We start from the raw sequence: 23,232 nt of genomic DNA on the forward strand, positions 1-23,232 counted from the left end.
GTGTGGCTGCCTTTTGTTCGTGGGTGTGGCCACCCCGCCCTTCGTTTGGCGGCTGCGCCGGCATCGTTCCGATCAAAACCAACAGAGCCCATCCGCATTGAATCCAGAAAATCCCCTTTCTCCCGCCCTCCAGTCTTCGCCAACCGCCGCCGCTCGAAGAGCTTTGGCGGTCAGGAGGCTGCGACAGGCAGGCCAGTCCGACTCAACGCCGTTTCGGGGGGCCTGAATGCGAAAGCGAAACTGATCATCATGAGAATCCATCCCTGCCTTAAAATCATCTCCGCCCTGCTCGGTTGCGCAGGGCTTGCCGGAACGACCCAAGCGGGTCTCATGGCCCACTACTCCTTCGACACCGTCGACGAGGAGACCGTCGAGGAAATTACGACATTCACGACCCCGGACTCGATCGGCAGCGCTTTCGCGACACTCGGTGGTGGAGTCTCGATTAACGGCACTGAGTTTATTGCGGGAGGGGGTGCCTTGGAAATGACCGAGAGCGGAGGAACTGTTGCGACATCTGTGGACGGAGCGGTGACCAGCAACGAATTCGACTGGGTCAATGGCGCCCGCACCGTGACTTTCTGGTGGAAGGCCAAGACGCCTGCGGCGAATGTTTTGCAAGGCACCTACGTGTCCTTCGGGGATAATACCGCCAATGGAACTCGCTTCGACATCAAGGAGTCGCACGCACCCGGAGCCGCTACCCAAGGCAACCTGCGGGTCGAGGTGCAGGGAACTGGGCAAACGACAGATCCGACTGATTTCGATGATGGGGCCTGGCATTTCGTCGCCGTGACGGTGCCCGACAACGCGACATTCGCAGACATATCATGGTCTGTGGATGGCATCGCCACGGATTTGAATGCCAGCACAAGCACTCTCGCTATCGCGACTGGGTCCAGCCCGCTGGTCTTCGGCGATTCCATCATTACGCCGCCCGCACCCAACTCTGACAACCGCACGCCAAACGGTTACCTGGACGAATTCCAGCTCTATGACGAGGTCCTGAGCGAGTCTGAGATCCTATTTCTCTACAACAACCCCGGCAGTGTGATCGGCGCGAGAATCACTTCCTTCGCCTCCGTGGGAGGCAACGTGTGGGAGCTAACCCTTTCGGGAATTCCCTCGACCAAATATGAATTCCGGTCCTCGACCACGCTGGACTTCACGCCGGGCACCTTGGTAGGCGGACTCGGCCAGGAAAATCCGGGCACCGATCCGGGCACGATCGATGGCAGTGGCAACTTCGTCACCACCGACACCCAGGGCGATGCCAAGGTAAGAATGACGCTTACCGGTGATCCGAAGGACTTTGTCCGCGGGGTGAGCTTGCCCTGATCATAAATTTCACACGAGCCGACCAAACCAAATTCTAAAATCCATTTCCATTATCATGAAAATTCAACCCCGCCTCAAAATCATCTCCGCCCTGCTCGGTTCCGCATTGCTTGCCGGAACGACCCAGGCGGCTCTCATTGCCCATTACTCCTTCGACGTGGACAATACGGGGACGACCCCGGACTCGGTCGGAAGTGCTTTCGCCACACTCGGTGGTGGAGTCTCGATCAACGAGACGGAATTTAAGGCGGGAGGGGGTGCTTTGGAAATGACCAATAGCCTTGGAAGTAATGCGGTATCTGTGGACGGCGCAGTGACCAACAACACCTTTACCTGGACAACTTCTACTGCCCGCACCCTGACTTTTTGGTGGAAGGCAAAAACGCCTGTCGAGAATGTTCTCCAAGGTACCTATGTGTCCTTCGGGGATACTACCGCCAATGGAACTCGCTTTGACATCAAGGAGTCGCACGCACCCGCAGCCCCTACCCAGGGCAACCTGCGGGTCGAGGTGCAGGGAGCTGGGCAAACGACAGATCCGACTGATTTCGATAGTGGGGCCTGGCATTTCGTCGCAGTGACGGTGCCCGACAACGCGACATTCGCAGACATATCATGGTTTGTGAATGGTAGCGCCACGGATTTGAATACCAGCACGAGCACCCTCGATATCGCGACTGCGACTAGTCCGCTGGTCTTCGGCGATTCCATCATTACGCCGGACGCACCCAACTCTGACAACCGCACGCCAAACGGCTACCTGGACGAATTCCAACTGTATGACGAGGTCCTGAGCGAGTCTGAGATTTTATTCCTCTACAACAATCCCGGCAGCGTGATTCCAGAGCCGTCCGCAGCCTTGGTTTGTTTTCTCGGAGCCCTTCTCCTGCTTCGCCGCCGCCGTTAAGGCAGCATGCTGGGCAGTTGGCGGAATTTCACCTAATGGCGTACCCAGACGGGTGCGCAATTTGTGTATCAGAACTCATCTCCAAGAAAACCGCACACCGGAATCCGACATGAAAAACCCCATCTTTTCGCCCACCATTGCATCATTGTCACTGGTGTTTCTGTTGTGCTTCGCTCCACAAGCGAGAGCCCAAGGCGCACCGAACGTCCTTTTCTTTTTCTTGGACGACATGCGCTGGGACGCGGCGGGCTTCGCTGGCAACAATGTCGTTACCACACCGAACATGGACACCCTCGCGGCACAGGGAACTATCTTTGAAAACGCATACACAACCACGGCCATCTGCATGGTGAGCCGCGCCAGCGTCTTCACGGGGCAGCATATGCAGCGTCACGGGATCACGGCTTTTCTCCAGAATCTATCCGCCGCGAAATGGACGGATTCCTACCCGGGCCGGCTTGACGACGCCGGCTACTACATGGGCTTCATCGGCAAGCATGGCTTGGGCGATGGCTTCACCGGACTCTACGGCAGCTACGATTTCGACAAAGGCTACGATAGACAAGGGAGCTACTTGGGCCAAATCATCGACGGAGAGTCCGCCAACGGACGCCACATCTCAAAATTCATGGGCGACCTCGCCATCGAGTTCATCGGCGACGCGGCGGATCCTGCCAAGAACACGACATCCGCCCCGTTCTGCCTGCAGATCAGTTGGAAGGCACCCCACGTGCAAGACAGTCCCGAGGGCGGCGAGTTTATACCGGATCCTGCGTACGATTCGCTCTACGCCGGAGATACGATTTCCCATGCCAAGACAGACACCCAGGCCCAGTTCGATGATCTGCCGGCCTTCTTCAAGGTGCCGACAACCGAGGGGACCAAACGGGGCAATTACCGCTTCGGCACCGAGGAGAAATTCCAGGAGAACGTCAAAAAGCATCACCGGCTGATCCACGGTGTGGACGTCCAGATCGGGCGTGTTCTCGCCGCTCTCGACGACCCGGACGGCAACGGCGACAACAGCGACAGCATGGCGGCCAACACCATCATCCTCATTAGTTCGGATAACGGCTATTTCCTCAACGAACGGAAACAGGGAGGGAAATGGTATGTGCAGGAAGAGTCGATCCGTGTGCCCATGGTGGTGATGGATCCTCGCCTGCCCGCTTCGCAAAAAGGCAAGCGGGTCTCGCAAATGGTCCTCAACATCGACCTTCCGGCCACGATACTGGACTATGCCGGTGTGGCCCGCCCCTCTGTCATGCAGGGGCAGTCGATGAAGCCGATCGTCGATGGGCAGCCTCCGTCGGGATGGCGCACGGCCTTCTTTCACGATCACCCCCACTTGGGCACTGTCTTCGGCAACGAAGGCGTCCGCACCGAGAGTTTCGTTTACACCCGCTACCCGGACAATGGGAACGTAAAACAGCTCTATGATATATCGGTCGATCCCTACCAGCGCACCAACCTCGCCGACGATCCGCGCTATGCTGACAAGCTGGCGGAGATGGATGCCTTGACCACCCAATTCAAGAGCGATGCGCAATAAGATCATAGGGTTGACTTTCCTGGTGGCGCTCGGCTGGACCACCATATCGGTTTCAGCGGCCGAGCTCTCAGCGGGCGGTTATCATGTCGTCCGGGTGGATGGCGGCGGAGTCAAAGGTCTTGGCGACCGAACTTACGGACAACTTGGCAGCAACCCAACAGGTGTTCCGTCCACCGTCGCCGGCCTCACCGGGGTCACTGAAGTTACTGCCGGCGGGTTCAGTACCGTGGCCTTGAAGTCCGACGGCACGGTCTGGTTTCTCGGTGAGTCCAGCCTCCAGCACACCACCCCGCACGGGACGCCCAACCCGGTCTCGACACCGGTGCAGGTCGCAGGACTCAGCGGGATTGACGCCATCGCGGCGGGTCACCGGCACTTTCTGGCACTCGATTCCGACACGGGGAATCTCTACGCCTGGGGTCACAATGGCAGCGGTCAGGTTGGCAACGGGGGATTGCTGGATCTTTCCACGCCTGTGGTGGTGCTTGCCGGAGTGACATCAATGTCTGCTGGCGATGGATTTTCACTAGCGACAAGGGGTGACGGCACCTTGTGGGCATGGGGTAGAAACAGCCACGGCCAACTTGGACTCGGCGACACTGCTGATCGGTTGAGCCCCGCCCAAGTTACGGGTATCACCACTGCTGAAGCTGTGGCGGCCGGAGGCCAGCACACACTCATCCGCGTGGCTGGGGGTTCGGTTCTCGCCACCGGGAACAATGAATTCGGACAACTCGGCCTTGGCAACACCACCTCGGTTTCCTCTCCTACCACGGTTCCCGGACTCAGCGGCATCACCGCATTGTCCGCGGGATATTTCCACTCCGCTGTCTTCGGTCCAGCCTCTCAGATTTCGCTGTGGGGGCGCAATTTCGAAGGCCAGTGCGGTGGTGGGAACAGCTCCCCGGTTACCTACACCTCTCCCCATGCCCTTTCAGGGGTCTCCGGCACTCCCACCGGCATCGAATGCGGCTACCATTTCACCCTGATCGAACTCGCCGACGGATCGTTCCTGGGAACCGGAAGCAATTCCGATGGACAGCTCGACGGTAGTTCCGTCGCCGATCAGGACGACAGCCAGAAAATTCTCGCGCCTGAGAGCATACCGCTTTTGCCCGATTTAATTCCTCCCAGCCTCAATGCGATAAGCCCTGCCAACGGTGCATCCGGAGTATCGACCACCACTTCCCTCGTGATGACCTTTGACGAGGTCGTGCAAGAAGGTAGTGGCAATCTCCTCATCAAGGAGAACCTCGGCAACGCCATCGTGGCGACCATCGACATCAGCTCCGTCCCGCTGAGCAATGCGGAGGTCACCATTGACCTGCCCGTTGCCTTGGCACACGGCACGCGTTACTATGTCGAGATCGATGCCGGTGCGCTGATCGACCTGTCCGACAATCCCTTCGGAGGAATCGCCGGGTCGAAGGTGTGGAGCTTCACCACCGCCATCGCCACCACTCCGACCGCCTCGTTGATCGCGCACTACTCCTTCGACGTGGACAATACGGGAACGACCCCGGACTCGATCGGCAGCGCCTTCGCCACACTCGGTGGTGGAGTCTCGATCAACGGCACTGAGTTTATTGCGGGAGGAGGTGCCTTGGAAATGACCGAGAGCGGAGGAACCGTTGCGACATCTGTGGACGGAGCGGTGACCAGCAACACCTTCACATGGACCGATGATGCCCGCACCCTGACCTTCTGGTGGAAGGCTAAAGCGCCTGCAGCGAATGTTTTGCAAGGCACCTACGTGTCCTTCGGGGATACTATCGCCAATGGAACTCGCTTCGACATCAAGGAGTCGCACGCACCCGGAGCCGCTACCCAAGGCAACCTGCGGGTCGAGGTGCAGGGAACCGGGCAAACGACAGATCCGACTGACTTCGATGATGGCAACTGGCATTTCGTCGCCGTGACGGTGCCCGACAACGCGACATTCGCAGACATATCATGGTTTGTGGATGGCATCGCCACCGATTTGAATGCCAGCACGAACACCCTCGATATCGCGACTGGGTCGAGTCCACTGGTCTTCGGCGATTCCATCATTACGCCGCCCGCACCCAACTCTGACAACCGCACGCCAAACGGCTACATGGACGAGTTCCAACTCTACGACGAGGTCCTGAGCGATTCTGAAATTTTATTCCTCTACAACAATCCCGGCAGCGTGATCGGCAATCCTGTCGAAGATTTTGAAAACTACATCTCCAACCCCGCCTTCGGCCTCGACCCGGGCGATCAGGGATTCAATCAGGATCCGGATGGCGACGGTCTCACCAACGGACTCGAAGCCTGGTTCGGCACCCACCCGGGCGACTACACCGTGGGGCTCGCCAATCTCGGCACCGACGGCACGGTCTCCACCTTCACCCACCCGCAGAATGAGAATCCTCCAGGAGATATCTCAGGATACTACCAGTGGTCGCCCAACCTCATCGACTGGTATGCCGGCGATCGCGTGGACGGTCCGCCGGGCGGGCCAACAGTCCTCTTCTCAGTTAGTTCTTTAGGAGCGACCACTACCGTCACGGCCACCGCCTCGGCACCTGTGGCAAGATCTTTCTTTCGGGCCTGTGTGATCCAGAACTAAGGTGAAGAACATTCGATCGTTCCTGTGTCCTAGTGTCCCGCGCGTCGCATTTTGCCATGATTTCAAAATATCGCTCCACCATCGCCGCCGTCGCCTCCGTCCTATGCCTGACCACGATGGCCACTGCGGAGGCCCGTCCGCCCAACGTATTGATCATCGCGATCGACGACCTCAACGACTGGGTCGGCGGCCTGGTCGGCCATCCTCAGGCAGTCACCCCGAACATCGATCGGCTCGCCGCACGGGGCGTGCGCTTTGACAATGCCCACTGCCAGGCGCCGGTCTGCAATCCGTCGCGCGCCAGCATGGGCATCTCGCTCTACCCGAGCAGCACCGGCATTTACTTCCTGAACCCGGACATCCTCGAGTCGGAACCTGCCAAAACCATTCCAACCTATCCGCACCACTTCCAGAATCAGGGCTATGCCGTGTCGGGCGCGGGAAAGCTCTTCCATGGCGAGAGCAACAAGGACCACTTGCCGAACTGGGCGGGCAACTTCGGCGGCATTGGCCCGCTGCCGCCAAAAAAACTGACCAACTTTCCCGGTCACCCGCTGTGGGACTGGGGTGCCTATCCGGAAAAGGATGAGCAAATGCCCGATTACCAAATCGCCACATGGGGCATCGATGCACTGAAAAATACCGATCCCAGCAAACCGTTCCTGCTCGTCACCGGATTCTTCCGACCTCACGTCCCCCAATACGCGCCACAACACTGGCTCGACAAGTTTCCGCTCGAATCGATCAAACTCCCGGAAGTGATCAAAGGCGACCTCGATGACATTTCACCCTACGCCATCGACATTACCCGCCTCAAACACGTTGCCCCGACCCATGAATGGGTCGTCGAACACGGTGAATGGAAGAACCTCGTGCGCACCTACCTCGCCTGCGTTGCATTCGTCGACCACCAGGTCGGCCGCGTGCTCGATGCCCTCGACGCCAGCGGTAAGGCCGACAACACCATCGTGATCCTGTTTTCCGACCATGGCTTCCACCTCGGAGAAAAGGAGCGCTGGGCAAAGCGCAGCTTGTGGGAGGACAGCACCCGCGTGCCACTCATCATCGCCGGCCCGGGCATCGCCAAAGGCGTCGACTGCGGCAAAGCGGTCGGCCTGATCGACGTCTACCCGACACTGCTCGACCTCACCGGCCAGCCCTCACCCGGAAAACTCGAAGGTATTTCACTCAAGCCCCTATTGAAAAACCCTCAATCCGACTGGTCGCACATGGCACGCACTGAGTTTGGGCCAGGAAACTACACGCTGCGCTCCGAGCGCTACCGCTACATCCATTACGTCGATGGCTCTGAGGAGTTCTATGACCACGACTCCGACCCGAACGAATGGCACAACCTGATCGAAAAATCCGATCTGAAGGAGATTATCGATGATCACCGCAGCCAAAAGCCCGCCAGCCACCACCGAGTGCTGGGCAAAGGCTCCACCGGTCATGATTCCTTCGAAGCCTCTGAATATCGACTCAGCCTGCCATCTGCGAAATAGCAATTCTTGTTACCGCAGAATTCAAAGCCTCCGCCGCATCCTCAATAGCCACACCATGGACCGCCCCTCCCTTTTCCCTCCGGTTCGGTCGAACGGCTCTTGCGGAAGTCACATGGCAGAAGGAAACCTGTCACCCGAGGTGACCGCTTACCAAGAAAAATAATTTTGTGCCGTTCCGCGTGGCACTCCATAAATAGGCACGAATTTGGACAGAGTCCCGATATCCCCTCTACAGAGCCATCACAAATTACACACCATGAAACTCCTGCGCTCCTTACTCACCAGCTCCGCCATGATCACCACATCCCAAGCCGCGGTGATCGCCCAATACAACTTCGAGACTGTGGCGAGTCGACTGTCCTCTTCAGACACGGAATTAAATACCACCGCAAGCGACCTGGGCATCGCAAGTATTCCCGGATTGGAAGTCAACAGCCAACATACCAACCGGCAATCGACGGGTGATTCCCTCACCTTTGATGCCCCCGTCTCCGGCTCCGCGTTGGTAGGCTCGTATGGTGATATCAAGTCCTTCTCAAACTCCCTCGACGCTGCGATTACGGCAAGCCAATACGTTGGATTCACCATTACTCTTGGCGGAGCCGCCTCGATCAATCTTACTTCATTCAGTTTTGCAACAGACATTACGAATGGCACGGCTGCAAAAAACTACTGGTTGTTGGCGGATGTGGTTGGCGGAACTTTCACTACGGTCGATCAAATCGGCTCAGGGGACTTCACCACCAATGGATCCGAATCCATCACAACATTTTCCACGTCCACTTTCAGTTCCAACACCGAATTCCGCCTCTACTTCGACACGGGAGCTTCAACCTCATCTCACGGATTTGCGGTCGATAACATCACGCTCGATGGCACCGTCACCCCCATCCCCGAACCCGCCGCCGCCCTGCTCGGCGGTCTCGGGCTGTTCGCTCTGCTGCGTCGCCGCCGTTAGCGCCATCTTCTGATCTGGCTTGAGTTTCAAACCGCATCATCTGAGAGGTGATGCGGTTTTCTGTGCCCGATACAGCCAAACGGGGCGTAACCCACAGACTCCATTGATTCATGAAAACCATATTGCACCTCCTCCTCGCAGGGCTATTTTCCTCCTCCCTCGCGAGTGCCAAAACAAAGGAAACTCCGCTCGATCCGGGATTGCCGAACATCCTTCTGATCGGCGACTCGATCTCCGGTGGCTATCAAAAACAGGTCAGGCGCGCGCTCAACGGCAAGGCCAATGTGGTGAAAAACCAAGGCAACGCCGAGTGGACCGGCACCGGACTCCAAAAAATCGATTCCTATCTCGGGGATAGCAAATGGGACATCATCCACTTCAATTGGGGACTCTGGGACATCTACGGATGGCGATACTACGATGAAGATCGTTCGCCGGCAGCCTACGCCAATCGTCTCGATCAATTGGTGACACGGATGGAAAAAACCGGTGCCAAGCTCATCTGGGCCACCACCACCCCCGTCTGCCCCGGCCCGGAGAAAAGCATGCTTCAGCGCCACAATCGGGAAGTCGTCATCACCCGCGAACAACAGGAGCAATACCGCGATGCCGCGCTGAAGGTCATGAAAAGGCATGGCGTCGAAATCAACGACCTCTACACCTACATCCTGCCCGGCCTCAAAAAGTTCTCACCCGCGGCGGACAACGTCCACTTCAGCGGCAGCGGTTGTGCGCACCTGGCCAAAAAAGTCACCGCAACCCTGGGAAAGGCCATCGAAGATTTGCCCAGGCAGAAGTATGACGTCGCCGCCTACTACTGGCCGTCCTGTCATTTCGACGAGCGTTGGGCGACGTTCTTCCCCGATGGCAGCCAAGGCGAGTGGGAGAGCATCCGCAACGCCAAGCCGAAGTTTGAGGGCCACTGGCAACCTCGCGTGCCGGCCTGGGGATACCTGATGGACAACGATCCGAAGGCGATGGAGAAGAAGATCGACGCGGCGGTGAGCCACGGGGTCAACGTGATGCTCTTCGACTGGTATTGGTTCGAGAACAAACCCTTACTCGAGAGCGCGCTCAACGACGGTTTCCTCAAGGCCAGGAACTCGCAGAAGATGAAGTTCTACCTGATGTGGGCCAACCACGATGCGAAGACGGCATGGGACATCCGTCGTTCCCACGACTTGGAAACCATCTGGCCGGGCAGCGTTGACCGCCCGACTTTCGAGACCGTGGTTGCACGGGTCATCAATCAATACTTCTCCCAGCCCAACTACTACCAGATCGATGGCAAACCGGTGTTTTCGATCTACGACATGAACAACCTGATCAAGGGACTCGGGGGTGTGAAAGAAACGGTCGATGCACTCGATTACTTCCGTGCCGAGGTCAAGAAGGCCGGGTTTCCGGGACTTCATCTGCAGATGGTCTACTGGGCGCAGGTGCCCAAGATCGATGATTCCGGCTTTGCCAGCGCCAAGGGCAGTGCCGCCAACACGATCAAGACCTTCAAGGTGGATTCAATCACCAATTACCAGTTTGTCCACCTTGCCCGTGCCGAGGCGGACTACATCAAGTGGGCCGACAAAGCGCTGGCCAACTGGCCGAAGTGGTCAAAGCAATTCGATATTCCTTACTTCCCCCACGTTTCGATCGGTTGGGACAACAACGCGAGGTTCGTAGGGAAACGGGAAGCGGTGACCGAGAACGTGAATCCCGAGGTCTTCAAACGATACTTGTTGAAGGCCAAAGCCTACGCCGACGCTCATCCGGACCAACCCAAACTCATCACCATCAATGCCTGGAACGAGTGGGTGGAGGGTAGCTATCTCGAACCCGACGAGCGCTTCGGCATGGGCTACCTTGAAGCGGTGCGGGAGGTGTTTGGTTCTGGGGAGGTTCCGAGGTCCGGGGCAGCCGAGTAGGGCAGGATCTCCCGTCACCACCCACTCAGCATGCCCTCCTTCAGCGCCTCCGCGACCAGCTCCGCAAGGGAGTGAAACCTTCGCTCAATCATGCCCACACCTGTCACTTTAGGTGGCCGCTTGTCGAGGGGGATCCCTTTGCGTCGGGCAGTATGGTTGGCTCATGTTCATGGGCATTGCCACCATTTGTCCTCCAGTCTCCGCCAACCGCCGCCGCTCGATGAGCTTTGGCGGTCAGGAGGCTACGACAGGCAGGACGGCCCGACCCAAGGGCTGTTTCGGAGGCCTCGTCCCAAGGCAGTTTCCTGCCATGCAATCAAATCGACACAAAGTCCGGCCCATGAGAATCATCCATCACCTTTTGGCGACTTGCCTGCTGCTCGGCAGCTCCGCGTGGGCAAAAGACCCCCTTCCCGACATCTACAAGGCGCTGGAGGGTAAGGACGCCAGGATTGATTCAATCACCGCCTACGCTATTCCTGTGGATGCGGAACGCCGCTTCTCCTACCGAGTGCAGAAGGGCCGCCTCCATGTCTTTGTGCGCTTCAGCGCCGGTGGTCACTCTGGCTGGACCGAGCTCAATGCCACCAAGGCCATCCCGGATGGCCAACTGGCCGCCTACATGAGCAAGCAACTGAAGTGGTATTCTGAATTGAAGGGCCTCACCGTGACCGATGGCCTCAAGTATCTGGTCAACAGGCGCCCCAAGAACCGCAAGGAGCTCGAAGTCGCGGAAATGGCGCTGCTCGACCTTGCCGGCCGTTTGACTGGGATACCGACCATCGAGCTTCTCGGGCTCAAGGGCAAAGAGCCCGTTCCCGGTGTGTTCTGCATTCTCAGTGACGATCCCGCGCAGGTGGAAAAAATGGCGAAGTTGGCCGTGGAGCAAAGGCTCACCACCCACACCAAGGTGAAGCTCTTTGGCAAAGAGACAACCGACATCGCCGTGATCCAGGCGGCTCGCAAGGTGTTGGGCCCGGACGTCTATTTGGTGGGAGATGTAAATGGCGGTTACCGCCCGGAAGAAACTGAAGAAGACATTCAGCCCATTGCTGTGGCCTTGCTCAAACTGCACGGTGCAGGCCTCAGCGCCTGTGAGGACCCCGCCAAGATGAGCGCTGATCAATGGGTCGCCCTGCAGGATGCCGTCGGCGCCCTCGACATCCTGCCGGATGTGCCGGTGCGCCCCGCATGGGATGCACCCAAGCAGATCAAACCCGGCATGGGACGGGTCTTCAATATGCATCCGGCCTGCATGGGCTCGGTGGCGGAAACCGTCAGCGTCGGCCGATTGATTCAATCTTGGGATCGCAAGCTGATGGTCGGCGACTCCAGTCTCGTTGGCCCGGCCTGCCCCGCCTGGACCCAGATGGCCATCGGACTCGGTGCCGACTGGGTGGAAGCGATTGAAAAGCCTCAGGAAAACGATGTCTTCATGCGCGTGCTCAAGCGCAATCCTGTCGGCCGCACCAAAGATGGCCGCTTCACCATCAAGGAATCGCTACCCGGCTGGGGCCTCGAACTCGACCAAGCCAAGCTTGGGGAGTTGGCCGGAGCGGTGGTCGAGCTATAGACCCAACAGTCCAGGTCAAATCAATCACTTGGCCTTGTTTGGCTTCTTTTCTTCCGTCGTCGAAGAGGCTGAAGCAGCCTACTTGCCGGCGGCGTCGAGAATCTTGTTCCACTTCTCCAGGTTCGCCTTTTGGGCCTCGAAGAGGGCGTCGGTGGAGTCGAGGATTTCGATCTTCTTGATCTTGTCGCCCTTGCCGTCGTGCTTCACGCCGCGTTCGCCGGTGTTGAGCTTGCCGACGATCTTGTTGACGACGTCCATGCCCTTGGTGACCTCGCCGAAGACCGAGTGGCGGTTGTCGAGGAATCCCGTGGGGACCATGGTGATGAAGAACTGGGAGCCGTTGGTGCCGGGGCCGGCATTGGCCATCGAGAAGATGCCGGCCTTGCTGTGCTTCAGCGAAGGATGGAATTCATCCTGGAACTTGTAGCCGGGGCCTCCGCGTCCGGACTCCGTCGGGTCGCCGCCCTGGATCATGAACTGATCGATGACCCGGTGGAAGGCGATGCCGTCGTAGTAGCCGCGCTTGGCGAGGTTGAGGAAGTTGGCGACCGTGACCGGGGTCTTCGAGGCGAACATCGTGGCTTCGATGGTGCCCTTGGTGGTCTCCATCTTGATCCGGATGTCCTTCACCTCGGCGGGCTTGGCTTCTTCCGTTTTCTCTTCGTCCGCGGCGAAGGCCAAGGGAGCGAAGAGGGCGAGTGCGATGGCGATGCGTCGTTTCATGGGATGGTGGGTCTTGGATTTCAGATTTCAGATTTCAGATCTCAGAACTTGGAACTTGGAACTTGGAACTTGGTTGCGGGTGCCGATTCGGAGATCGGCGGTCCGTCAGGCACTGCGGCCGTTGTCGGGTTCGTTGGTGAAGGTGGGTGGATCGGGTGTTCCGTCGGGCAGGATCAGGGAGATCGTGTCGGCCGAGACCCAGCCGCGGGTGTCGTTGGTGAAGGCGATGTAGGCCCAGTCGCCGGAGCGTTTCAAGACCCGGCAGAGGGAACCGGCCGGGGCCTCGATGACCAGCGGGGCGTTGCGGGCGGCGTCGGTGCGGACCGAGGCGCGGTCGACGACAACCACTCCCTGCTCGGCCAGGGGTGCGAAGCGGGCGTCGTCGGGGTAATAATACCAGCCGCAGAAACCCGTGCCGCTGACCAGCGGGGCGGTGACCAGGGCGGCCACCGCGGCGATCCGGAGCCGGGACATGGGATGGGTGGCGGGGAAGACCAGCAGACCCAGGCCGGCCAGCCAGGCACCGCCCCACATGAGATTTTTCCAGAGGCTCAGGGGCAGCTTGGCGATCGTGTACTGGTATTCGGGGCGCTCGATGGTAATCGAGCCGAACTTGCGTTCGAAAAAGCGGAGATTCTGCCGGGCTTCGGCGTGGGTCGCATCTCGCGCCAAGGCCCGTCGCCAGTAGAGCGCCGCCTCGCCGGGAACGCCGAGCCGATAGGCGGCGTTGCCGATGTTGTAGAGTGTGTCGGCGGGAAGTTGTTCGTAGGGACCGCTGTCGAGCCACGCCTCGGCGGCTTCGCCGTAGCGCCCTTCCTCGTAGGCGGTGCGGGGATCCGGGGCCTCTTCGGCACGAGCCGGGGATACCGCCAGCAGGGCCGCCAGGGCCACCAGCGGCAGGGCGATCCGACGCAGTTCACGGAGGATGCGCTGACGTTCCGAGCGTTTGATCTTCTCCGAAGGCACGTCGTGGGTGAAGCAGGTCTGATCGCGCTTGGCGAGCACGTCGCGGACCAGATCGTCGTCGCGGTCACCGAGCCAGCGTTCGATGAACTGCCCGGCGGCGCGGTAGAACCCGGGCTGATCGGAAGGGGCCTTCTCCAATGCCCGGAAGGCCCGGCGGCGGGCGGTTTCCACCGGGTCCCGGCGCAACTTCGGCGCGAGGTGAAGCCGGAAGGCAAGACCGAGAAGGATCAGGGCGATGGCGGCGGGGACGAGCTGCCACCAGCGAAACGGGTCGAAGGAATCCGGGGCGGGCAGCAGCCGGCCTCCGGCATCGACGAGGCCGAGGATGTCGGTCATTTCCTCGATCGGCATGCCCCGCGCCGGCGGTACGGTGACGATTCCCCCGGGCGTGCGGGTGGAGGGCAGGATGTCCAGGGCGATGGGCTCGCTGAGCAGGCGGACGTAGCTCTCCTCGTCGGGGTCGAAATAGACGAGACGGAACGGGGGAATCTGGGGCTGGGGGACCAGCGGCCGCATGAACTGCCGGAAGGAGGCCGCGCCCGAGATGGCGCGACGCTCACTCAGGTCCACGCTGCTCGGCGGGTAAAGCTTCCACCCCTCGCTGGAAATCGGCTGCGGACAGTCGAGCGTGTCGAGGTTTCCCGTTCCCGAAACGATGACGTTCACGTTGATCGGATCACCTTCGCGGACCTCGGTTTCCGCGGCGGTGACGCTGAGTTCGAATTTCCCCACGGCGTCCTCGAAACCCTCGGGTGCTCCCTCGGGAAGCGCCCGGGCCTCGAGTTCGAGGGCGGGGACGGTCAGGTTGGTCTTGGCGTAGAAGGCGCTGCCGAAGTCGCGGATCGAACGCTGGACGGTGATCAGGCGCAGCTTGGCGGGTCCGAGTTGCACCGGACCTTCGCGGGTGGCCGACAGGGTGCTCGGATAACTGACCGCGTAGTAGCGGCTCCCGAGCAGGTTGGCGCGACCGATCGACGGCTTGGGCTCGAACCGCCAGGCGGCGACGCCATCCCGGTCGACGTCGGGAATGCCCCAATCCTCCACGGTCTGGTCGGCCGGAAAGTAGAGCTTGAGTTCGGTGGGGACGACCTCCTTGACGAAAGGGATGTCCTTCAGTGACCGCAGGGTCGCCGCGTAGCGGATGGCCTGTCCGCCGACATCCACGGACGACCACTCGAGTTCGGTCTCGTCAAAGATGCGGATCTGGAAGGCGTCGGTGCTTTCCCGGTCGCCATCGATCTCGACGGTCGCCGATGGCACCTGATAGATGCCGGGCTCGTAGCTGGTGACCGTGTAGCGGAAGACATACTCGGGGCGTCGATTGAAAGCCAGGCGGCGCTCCGGACCCATCCCGAGCGGGCGGATGCTCAAGCCATCGACTTCGGGCACCCGCAGGCGCGCCCGGGGATCGAGGCGGCCGGGAATCACATACTCGACGAGTGCCTGCTCGCCCTTGACGAGGAACTGCGACGACACCTTGACCTCGACCCGGGCAAAGGCTGCAGCGGCTGAGAGCAGCAGGGCCGTCAGGGCGATCGCGGTCGTCTTGGAAAGAGTGTTCATCACCAGTCTTTTTCGGGTCTGCGGTATTCGATTCGGCCGGGGGAAAGGGCGCCTTTCTGGAGATCGGCATTCTCACGCAGGATGCGGCGGGCGGCATCTTCCTCCGTCTCGCCGGGTTTGGCGCCGGTTTCCTCGCCCTCGTCGGTCTCGCCGTCACCTTCATCCTCCTCGCCTTCATCCCCGTTGCCCTCCTGCTCCTGATCTTCGTCGCCGCTGCCGTCCTGCGGATCTTCTCCGGAGTCATTCGGTTGGCCCTGGTCGCGGGGTTCACCCTCGCCGTCCTGGGGTTCGCCGTCGCCTTCACCCTCCTGGGGTTCTCCTTCGCCGTTTTCGCCGGGAGAGGGCTGCGGGATGGCCTGGATCTGTTGGGCGTTCTCCTCCAGTTGGTCGAAAATTTCACGCAGCTTTTTCAGGTGCTTCACGGTGAGTTCGCGGTTGTGCCGCGAGTCCTCGAAATCCTGCGCGCCGTCGAAGTGGCGCACGGCGTCGATCCAGTCCGTCAGCAGGGAATTGAAGCGTTGCGAGCCGCGGCTTTCCTCGCCTTCCTCGGTTTCCTCGGCCATCCACTCGGCGAGTCGCTCTTTGGCCATCTTTTCGAAACGTCCCAAAGTCAGGCCTTCGACGTCCGCTTCGTCGGGCATGTCGAGCAGGGCATCCGAAAGGCGGTCGAAGGCTTCCTCCTCCTTTTTCTCCTCGCTGTCCGTTGCGTCCTCTTCTTTCTCCTCGGGCACCCCGGGATAGGAAAGTCCGCCCGAGAGTCGCTGCCAGCCGATCTGGAAGAGCGTGTTGCCGAGGCCGTGATGGGCCGCCTGGAGCACCTCGGTGCTTCTGGAGCGGAGCGCTTCGCTGAATGCCCGGCGGGCGGTCGGGTAGTCGCCGCTCTGATAGGCGGCGGTGCCCTGCGCGAGGTGGTAGCGGAATCCCTTCTCGGAATCTCGATGCTGTTCGGCCAGGGAGCCGAAGGCGGCGGCGGCATCGGCAAAACGCTTTTCCGAAAGCGCCTGCCTGGCGTCGGAGTAGCTCGCGGCCGAGGCCTGCGGCAGCAGCAGGAAGAGGGCGAGCAGGGCGGTGGCGGCGGTCGCGGGAGCGGTTCCGACGCCGCGCCAGCGGGTCGCGGCGACCACCGAGCCGATCAGCAGGAGAATCGCCGGCAGCAGGAACCACTGGTAATAGTCGACCACCACCGTGCGCTCGCGTCCTTCCATCTGGACGCGATCGAGGTCGGCGACGGCGGTCTCCACCATGGCGGGAATATCAGCCCCGGAACTCGCGATGGCAAATCTTCCGCCGGTCAGTGTGGCCAGGCGCTCCAGCGGGCGCGGTTCCAGACGGCTGATCACCTCGCTGCCGCTGCGGTCGCGGAAGCGTCCGTCGGCCATCGTGGGGTCCGGCACGAAGTCGCCCTCGGTGGTGCCGAAGCCGATGGTGATCACCTCGATTCCCGCCGCATTCGCCTTCTCGGCGACCTCGGCGATGCGACCGACGTGCTCCTCGCCGTCGCTCATCAGGATGATGGCGTTCTGGCGGGTTCCGGTTTCCTTGAGGGTCTCGATGCCGAGTTCGAGGCCGCCGACGAGGTTCGATCCACCGGTGGGAATCCAGTCGATCTCCACTTCGGTGATCGTCTCCCGCACGGCGTGGTGATCGACGGTCAGTGGCGCGAAAAGGTAGGCCGACCCGGCGAACCCAACGAGTCCGATCCGGTCGTTGGGCAGCGCCTCGAGCAGCTCGTAGCAGGTGGTCTTTGCCTGGGCGAGGCGGCTCGGCTTGATGTCGGGCGTCTCCATGCTCCGCGAAAGGTCGAGCACCATCAGGATGTTGCGGCCCATGATCGAGTCGGTGCGGGTGCCGCGATTGCTCTGCGGCCGCGCCAGGCAAATGATCAGCAGGGCGAGGGCCAGCAGCAGGCAGGCGAGGGAGATCCAGCGGGGCACCGGGCTGGCGCGCCTGATGAGGCGGCTCCTCAGGCGCGGCGCCACGAAGGCCTGCCAGCGCGCCGAGCGCAGGCGGGCGACCAGCACCGCGCCCGTCGCCAGCAGCGGCAGGAGCAGAAGCAGGAGCAGCCAGCGGGGTTCGGCCAGGGTCATGGACTCGGTGGCGGGTTGAGGATGAGGACCAGCGCGCCGAACAGCGCCATCAGCCCGGCGGCAGCCACAAACCAGGTGAAGAGCTCGGTGTCGTCGATCACCGTGTTCGGTTCGCTCTCGGACTTCTCCAGGCGGTCGATGGTCTCGAAGGTGTCGGCAAGCTCCGCCACGTTCTGCGCCCAGTAGTGCTCGGCTCCGGTGAGCGAAGCGATCTTGCGGAGGGTCGGCAGGTCGAACTCCTGGCGCGGAAAGCGCTGGATGCCGCGCGAGACCCGGCCCTCCTTGGTGCCGATGGCGACCGTGTAGATCTTGATGCCGAGTTTCTTGGAAAGCTCCGCGGCCTCGACCGGGGAGAGTTTTCCGGAGTTGGAGGCACCGTCGGTGATCAGGACGATGATCCGGCTCTTCGAATCCCGGGCATTGAGCTTGTCGGCGGAGGCGGCGATGGCGGAGCCGATGGCCGTGCCCTGCTCTTCGAGAATGTCGAGGCGGACCTCCTTGAGCTTCTTCAGCAGCCACTCGTGATCGAGCGTGATGGGTCCGGAAATATAGGGCTGGCCCGAGTAGATCACCAGACCGATGCGGTCGTCCGGCCGGCCCTGGATGAAGTCACGCACCACCGCCTTGGCCGCATCCATGCGCCGCAGCGGCCGTCCGTCGGGGCGGAAGAAGTCGTCGATGCTCATCGACAGTGAGACATCGAGGGCGACGACGATGTCGATCCCGCTCGCCGTCCGGGCCTGGTATTCGTTGCGCCAGACCGGGCGCGCCATGCCGAGGATGGCGGGGATGAGCGCCAGCATCAGCAGCGGAACCCCGATCGAGAAGGCCGTCCGCCGGACCTTGCCGCCGAGGCTGACCAGGATCGAGAGGGACGAGAAACTCAGTGCCGCCTCGGCACCGCGGCCCCGGCGGAGCAGGAGCAGGACCACAAGCGGCAGCAGCAGGAGCAGCCACTGGGGCTGGGCAAAGCGGAAGTGTTCGATGAACTCGTTCATGCCGCGGAGTACTGGTGGACCTGGCCCAGGACGGACAAGGGGCGCTCGGTGAAATCGGCGGTCGCCGGGGACTTTCCGAACCGGTCATACTTTTCCTCGGCGAGCCGGGAGAGGAGCATCGAGACCTGTTCGCGGGTGCTTTCGGGGAAGCGGTTCAGCGCCTCGTGGCGGGAAAGGAACTCCTCGTGCGTCTCGAACAGCGAGGGGTCCTCGCAGACCTTGGCGAGGTAGAGCCGGATCGCGCCGGAAACCCGCTGGGCGGCCTCGCGGCGGGGAAGACCGGCACTTTGCTCGATTGCCTCGGCAGCCTCGCGGTAGGCGCGCTCGCGATCGACCTGCCGGATCGGCGGTGGCTGGGTCCTCCGGCGGCGGATGGCCGACACGATCGTGACGACCAGCAGCAGCACTCCGGCACCGATCAGCGCCCATGCCCACCACGGCAGTCCCGGGTGGGACAGCAGCGGTTCGGCGGGAGCGAGATCCCGGAGTTGGAGCGAGTCGTCTTCCATCTAACGGACCCGTTTCCGGGCGCGGCGTTTGAGCATGCGGTGAAGGTCGTGCAAGCGGTCGCGATCGGTCGAGAGCCGGGCGAGATCGATGCCGTGCTTGCGGCAGATCTTTTCGAGTCCCTCGTGGCGGCGGCGCATGAGTTTTTCGTAGCCCATGCGCAGGTTGGCGTTGTTGGTGTTGACCGACACCTCCCATCCGGTTTCCGGATCGCTCAGGACCACGCGCCCGGCCCTTGGCAGCTCTTCCTCCAGCGGATCGGTTACTTCGAGCGCCAGGGTCTCGTGCTTGCGTGCCAGTTTTCCGAGCGGCTTGTCGAGCGGGTCGGCAAAGAAGTCCGAGATCATGAACACGACCGCCCGCCGCCGCAGGGTGCTGATCAGGAAATCGCAGGCACCGTCGATCGCGGTGCCGCCCTTGTCGGGGCGGGCGACCAGGATCTCGCGGACCATCCGCAGCAGGTGGCGGCTGCCCTTGGCCGGCGGGACGAACAGCAGGGGCTCGTCGGCGAACACCAGCAGCCCCACCTTGTCGCCGTTTCCGAGCGCGCTGAAGCCGAGGATCGCCGCGGCTTCGGCGGCCGCCTCGCGCTTGCTGAAGTGGACGCTGCCGTAATCGGCCGAACCGGAGACATCGACCGCCAGCACCACCGACAGCTCGCGTTCCTCGCGAAACTTGCGGATGAAGGGCGTGTTCATCCGCGCGGTCACGTTCCAGTCGATGAAGCGGATCTCGTCGCCGTGCTGGTACTCGCGGAAGTCGTCGAAATCCAGACCCTGACCACGGAACGAAGACTGGTATTCGCCGGAGAACGACTCGCGGACGAGACGCTTCGCCTTCAGCTCGAGCTTGCGGACCCGGGCAAGGATCTCCTCGATTTCCTCTTCGCTGGGCTGGTTCATTCTCGAGGCCGAAGACGGGAAGACCGAAGACGGAAGACCCTCTGGGCCGATCGAGAATCTGTCTTCGGAGTTTTCATACGGTGTGCGTGCTTGAGGCGATGGGGTGTTCAGCAAGGCTCTCAGATTCCAAAGTCTTCCGTCTTCGGTCTTGGAGTCTCCTGTCTTCAGGGCACCGGCACCTTGCTCAGGATGCGGGTGAGGATCTGGTCGGTGGTGATCTCCTCGGCTTCGGCCTCGTAGCTGAGCAGGATGCGGTGTCGGAGAACGTCGTGCGCCATGTCCTTGATGTCCTGCGGGGTGACGAAGGCGCGGCCCGAGATGAAGGCGAGGGCGCGGGCGGTGAGGGCGAGGTTGATGCTGCCCCGCGGAGAGGCACCCGCGCGTATCAGGTGCTTCAGGCCGCCGTCGATCTTGGCCGGCTGGCGGGTCGCGCGAATCAGGTCGACGACATATTCGCGCACGGCCGGGTCGATGTAGATGTCGTTGACCAGGCTCCGTGCCTCGGCGACCTGCTCGGGGGTGGCGACCGTCTTCGTTTCGTAGATGGGTGCCGAGGTGGCCATGCGGTCGAGCACGGTGAGTTCCTCCTCCTTGGTCGGATAGCCGACGCTCACCTTGAGCAGGAAGCGGTCGAGCTGGGCCTCGGGAAGCTGGTAGGTGCCCTCCTGGTCGATCGGGTTCTGCGTGGCCAGCACCAGGAAGGGCTCCGGGAGGCGGTGGGTCTTGTCGCCGAGGGTGACCTGGCGTTCCTGCATCGCTTCGAGCAGGGCCGACTGGACCTTGGCGGGCGCGCGGTTGATCTCGTCGGCGAGGATCAGGTTGTTGAAGATCGGTCCGAGTTTCGGCGAGAACGACGCCTCCTGCGGGTTGTAGACCATCGTTCCCACGAGGTCGGCGGGCAGCAGGTCGGGGGTGAACTGAAAGCGGGCGAAGGAGGTGGAGAGCGAACCGGAGAGGGCCTTCACCGCGAGGGTCTTCGCCAGGCCCGGCACCCCTTCGAGGAGAATGTGGCCATTGCACAGCAGGCCGACGATCAGGCGATCGACGAGTTGCTCCTGGCCGACGAGAACACGGCCCATTTCTTCCTTCACCGCGTGGATCCAGCCACTGGTGGCGGCAATTCGTTCCTGGAGTTCTTCGGTAGTCGTCATCTTGTTGATTGATAGCCTGACACGCGCAGGCTCGAGCGCCAGCGGGAATCCGGGGGGGGAAGCGCCGCGGGATCCGGCGGATGTCTGGGGAAATCGGTGCTCAGTCGCAGAGCCAGCGCACGACCTCGTGGTCCTTGTCGCCCGCCGCCCAGACATGGCGGAGAAAATCGGCGGGGTGCACCTTGCCGTGGTCGTTGAGAAACTTGCGGTCGCCGCCGCAGCCGAACATCAGGTCCGGATCCAGTTCGCCGCGCAGCTTGGCCCGGCCCTTGGCGAGGATGCGCGGCAGGTAGTGGATCCCGTCGAGTGAATCACCGAAGGTCGGGATGTTGTCGCGCGTCACCGTGGCGGGGCGGACCTCTCCCTTCATCACGACCCGGAAGTAGTCGCGCCGCACGGCGGCGATCAGCAACGCATCCGAGGGCGAGGGAGAGCCCTCGTCGCACCAGTCCTCGACGAAGTCGAAGAACTCCCGCTTGCGGTAGCCGATCGAGCGAAGCAGCTCGAGATCCTCGTCCTCGTAGTAGCTTTCGAAGTGCTTGTCGCCGTTCCGGTAGCGTTTCACGCACCGGTCGAAAAGGTCGAGGAAGAGGTCGTTCCAGGTCATGGATTTGAAATGCCGAATGATGAATTTCCGAATGCCGAATAAAAAGGGGCGCGCGACACGGCCGCGCACCCCCGAGCGCAAGTCAAGAACAGCAGGTCGATTGCTCCTTGAGTTCGGCAAGGGCCTCCGCGGGGGCTTCCGAGGGTTCGGGGTAATCGAAGGTCTCGCCCTCGTAGTTGCGCAGGACCGTCTTGTCGTCGTCGCGGGCGAGAACGTAGTCGGGGTTGAGCGGGATCTTGCCGCCGCCGCCGGGACCATCGATCACGAACTGCGGGATGGCGTAGCCGGTGGTGTGGCCGCGGAGGTTCTCGATGATCTCAAGCCCCTCGCCGACCGAGGTGCGGAGGTGCGAGGAGCCGGTGATGAGGTCGCACTGATAGAGGTAGTAGGGACGGGCCCGGCACATCAGCAGCTTGTGGACGAGGGCCCGCTGCACCTCGGCGGAGTCGTTCACGCCACGCAGCAGGACCGACTGGTTACCCAGCGGCACGCCGGCATCGGCGAGACGACCGAGCGCGTCGCGCACCTCGGTGGTCAATTCCTTCGGATGGTTGCTGTGGATCGAGATGAAAAGCGGATGAAAGCGCTTCAGCATTTCGCACAGCTCGGGCGTGATCCGCTGCGGAAGAAAGATGGGAATGCGCGATCCGATGCGGATGAACTGGATGTGCGGGATGGCCCGCAACCGCGTGAGTATCTTCTCGAGCTTGGAATCGGAGAGCAGCAGGGGATCGCCGCCGGAGAGGAGGACGTCTCTGACTTGCGGAGTCTTTTCCAGATAGCGGAACGCGGCTTCCCACTGGATCTCGAGTTGCTGCTCGCCGACCCCCGAGACGACCCGCGAACGGGTGCAGTAGCGGCAGTAGGACGCGCAGCGATCGGTGACGAGAAACAGCACCCGGTCCGGATAGCGGTGGACGAGGCCCGGCACCGGCATGTGCGAATCCTCGCCACAGGGGTCGGACAGTTCCTCGGGCGCGGTCCAGCCTTCCTCAAGGCGCGGGATGACCTGCCGCCGGATCGGGCAGTCGGGATCGTCGCGATCGATCAGGTTGAAGAAGTGCGGCGTGATCGACATCGCCAACTTGCTGCCGGCGAGCAGCACGCCGGCCCGTTCTTCGTCGGTGAGGTCGAGGTGCTGCTCGAGGTCGGCCAGCGTGTTGATCCGGTTCTTGAGCTGCCATTTCGGATCGTTCCAATGCACCATCGCCGCCTCCGGCCAGTAGCCGGGGGCGTGGGAGCGGAATTCGAGGGGGTCGTCGGCGAGAGATTCGTCGGGCATCAGGATGTCGGCAGGTTAGAGAGGCCGCGGGGGGTGTCAAATCGCGGAATTTTCGGAGCGCCGATGATGAAATCGGCATCAGCCGGGCCGATTTC

Annotated in this window: 17 protein-coding genes; 8 read left to right on the forward strand and 9 right to left on the reverse strand. The window is 61.6% G+C overall.

Annotated elements, in window-relative coordinates:
- Positions 1–249: 249 nt before the first annotated feature.
- From ACG2LG_RS18490 to ACG2LG_RS18525, 8 genes are all read left to right on the forward strand, one after another.
- Entirely contained in the window at positions 250–1,338 is a 1,089-nt protein-coding gene (locus ACG2LG_RS18490) for a LamG-like jellyroll fold domain-containing protein (RefSeq protein WP_396261509.1), read from the forward strand.
- A 55-nt stretch (positions 1,339–1,393) separates the two neighbouring features.
- The gene (locus ACG2LG_RS18495; RefSeq protein WP_396261511.1) at positions 1,394–2,245 is read left to right on the forward strand and encodes a LamG-like jellyroll fold domain-containing protein; all 852 of its coding nucleotides are present in this window, start codon (positions 1,394–1,396) and stop codon (positions 2,243–2,245) included.
- A gap of 109 nt (positions 2,246–2,354) precedes the next feature.
- Positions 2,355–3,797, forward strand: a complete 1,443-nt coding sequence (locus tag ACG2LG_RS18500) for a sulfatase-like hydrolase/transferase (RefSeq protein WP_396261512.1) — start codon at positions 2,355–2,357, stop codon at positions 3,795–3,797.
- Positions 3,787–6,393 (forward strand): Ig-like domain-containing protein, encoded by a 2,607-nt coding sequence (locus ACG2LG_RS18505; RefSeq protein ID WP_396261513.1) that lies wholly within the window; start codon positions 3,787–3,789, stop codon positions 6,391–6,393. The genes ACG2LG_RS18500 and ACG2LG_RS18505 overlap by 11 nt, the downstream gene beginning before the upstream one ends.
- 56 nt (positions 6,394–6,449) lie before the next feature.
- Positions 6,450–7,898, forward strand: a complete 1,449-nt coding sequence (locus tag ACG2LG_RS18510) for a sulfatase (RefSeq protein ID WP_396261515.1) — start codon at positions 6,450–6,452, stop codon at positions 7,896–7,898.
- A gap of 256 nt (positions 7,899–8,154) precedes the next feature.
- Entirely contained in the window at positions 8,155–8,856 is a 702-nt protein-coding gene (locus ACG2LG_RS18515; RefSeq protein WP_396261516.1) for a hypothetical protein, read from the forward strand.
- 110 nt (positions 8,857–8,966) lie between these two features.
- Positions 8,967–10,778 carry a glycoside hydrolase family 99-like domain-containing protein gene (locus ACG2LG_RS18520; RefSeq protein WP_396261518.1) on the forward strand — a complete coding sequence of 604 codons (1,812 nt, stop codon included), beginning with the start codon at positions 8,967–8,969 and terminating at the stop codon, positions 10,776–10,778.
- Positions 10,779–11,118: 340 nt separating this feature from the next.
- Positions 11,119–12,351 (forward strand): enolase C-terminal domain-like protein, encoded by a 1,233-nt coding sequence (locus ACG2LG_RS18525; RefSeq protein WP_396261519.1) that lies wholly within the window; start codon positions 11,119–11,121, stop codon positions 12,349–12,351.
- A 78-nt stretch (positions 12,352–12,429) separates the two neighbouring features.
- Here the strand turns inward: ACG2LG_RS18525 and ACG2LG_RS18530 are convergent, their stop codons facing one another.
- The 9 genes from ACG2LG_RS18530 to ACG2LG_RS18570 all read right to left on the reverse strand — a co-directional run bounded on the left by ACG2LG_RS18530 (position 12,430) and on the right by ACG2LG_RS18570 (position 23,137).
- Positions 12,430–13,074 carry a peptidylprolyl isomerase gene (locus tag ACG2LG_RS18530; RefSeq protein WP_396261521.1) on the reverse strand — a complete coding sequence of 215 codons (645 nt, stop codon included), beginning with the start codon at positions 13,072–13,074 and terminating at the stop codon, positions 12,430–12,432.
- A gap of 105 nt (positions 13,075–13,179) precedes the next feature.
- Positions 13,180–15,603: a hypothetical protein gene (locus ACG2LG_RS18535; RefSeq protein ID WP_396261523.1), complete on the reverse strand. Its 2,424-nt coding sequence runs from the start codon at positions 15,601–15,603 to the stop codon at positions 13,180–13,182.
- Positions 15,603–17,690: a VWA domain-containing protein gene (locus ACG2LG_RS18540; protein WP_396261525.1), complete on the reverse strand. Its 2,088-nt coding sequence runs from the start codon at positions 17,688–17,690 to the stop codon at positions 15,603–15,605. Before ACG2LG_RS18540 ends, ACG2LG_RS18535 begins: the two co-directional genes overlap by 1 nt.
- Complete coding sequence (locus tag ACG2LG_RS18545; RefSeq protein WP_396261527.1) at positions 17,687–18,688, reverse strand: VWA domain-containing protein; 1,002 nt, start codon at positions 18,686–18,688, stop codon at positions 17,687–17,689. Before ACG2LG_RS18545 ends, ACG2LG_RS18540 begins: the two co-directional genes overlap by 4 nt.
- Complete coding sequence (locus tag ACG2LG_RS18550; RefSeq protein WP_396261528.1) at positions 18,685–19,197, reverse strand: hypothetical protein; 513 nt, start codon at positions 19,195–19,197, stop codon at positions 18,685–18,687. Before ACG2LG_RS18550 ends, ACG2LG_RS18545 begins: the two co-directional genes overlap by 4 nt.
- The gene (locus ACG2LG_RS18555; RefSeq protein ID WP_396261530.1) at positions 19,198–20,097 is read right to left on the reverse strand and encodes a DUF58 domain-containing protein; all 900 of its coding nucleotides are present in this window, start codon (positions 20,095–20,097) and stop codon (positions 19,198–19,200) included.
- A 164-nt stretch (positions 20,098–20,261) separates the two neighbouring features.
- Positions 20,262–21,248 carry an AAA family ATPase gene (locus ACG2LG_RS18560; protein ID WP_396261532.1) on the reverse strand — a complete coding sequence of 329 codons (987 nt, stop codon included), beginning with the start codon at positions 21,246–21,248 and terminating at the stop codon, positions 20,262–20,264.
- Positions 21,249–21,348: 100 nt separating this feature from the next.
- A complete protein-coding gene (locus ACG2LG_RS18565; protein WP_396261533.1) occupies positions 21,349–21,855 on the reverse strand; it encodes a DUF5069 domain-containing protein in 507 nt (168 codons plus the stop codon).
- 82 nt (positions 21,856–21,937) lie between these two features.
- Entirely contained in the window at positions 21,938–23,137 is a 1,200-nt protein-coding gene (locus tag ACG2LG_RS18570; RefSeq protein WP_396261535.1) for a KamA family radical SAM protein, read from the reverse strand.
- Positions 23,138–23,232: the final 95 nt, after the last annotated feature.

It is taken from the genome of Haloferula sp. A504 (genome assembly GCF_044385805.1).
GTDB lineage: Bacteria > Verrucomicrobiota > Verrucomicrobiia > Verrucomicrobiales > Akkermansiaceae > Haloferula.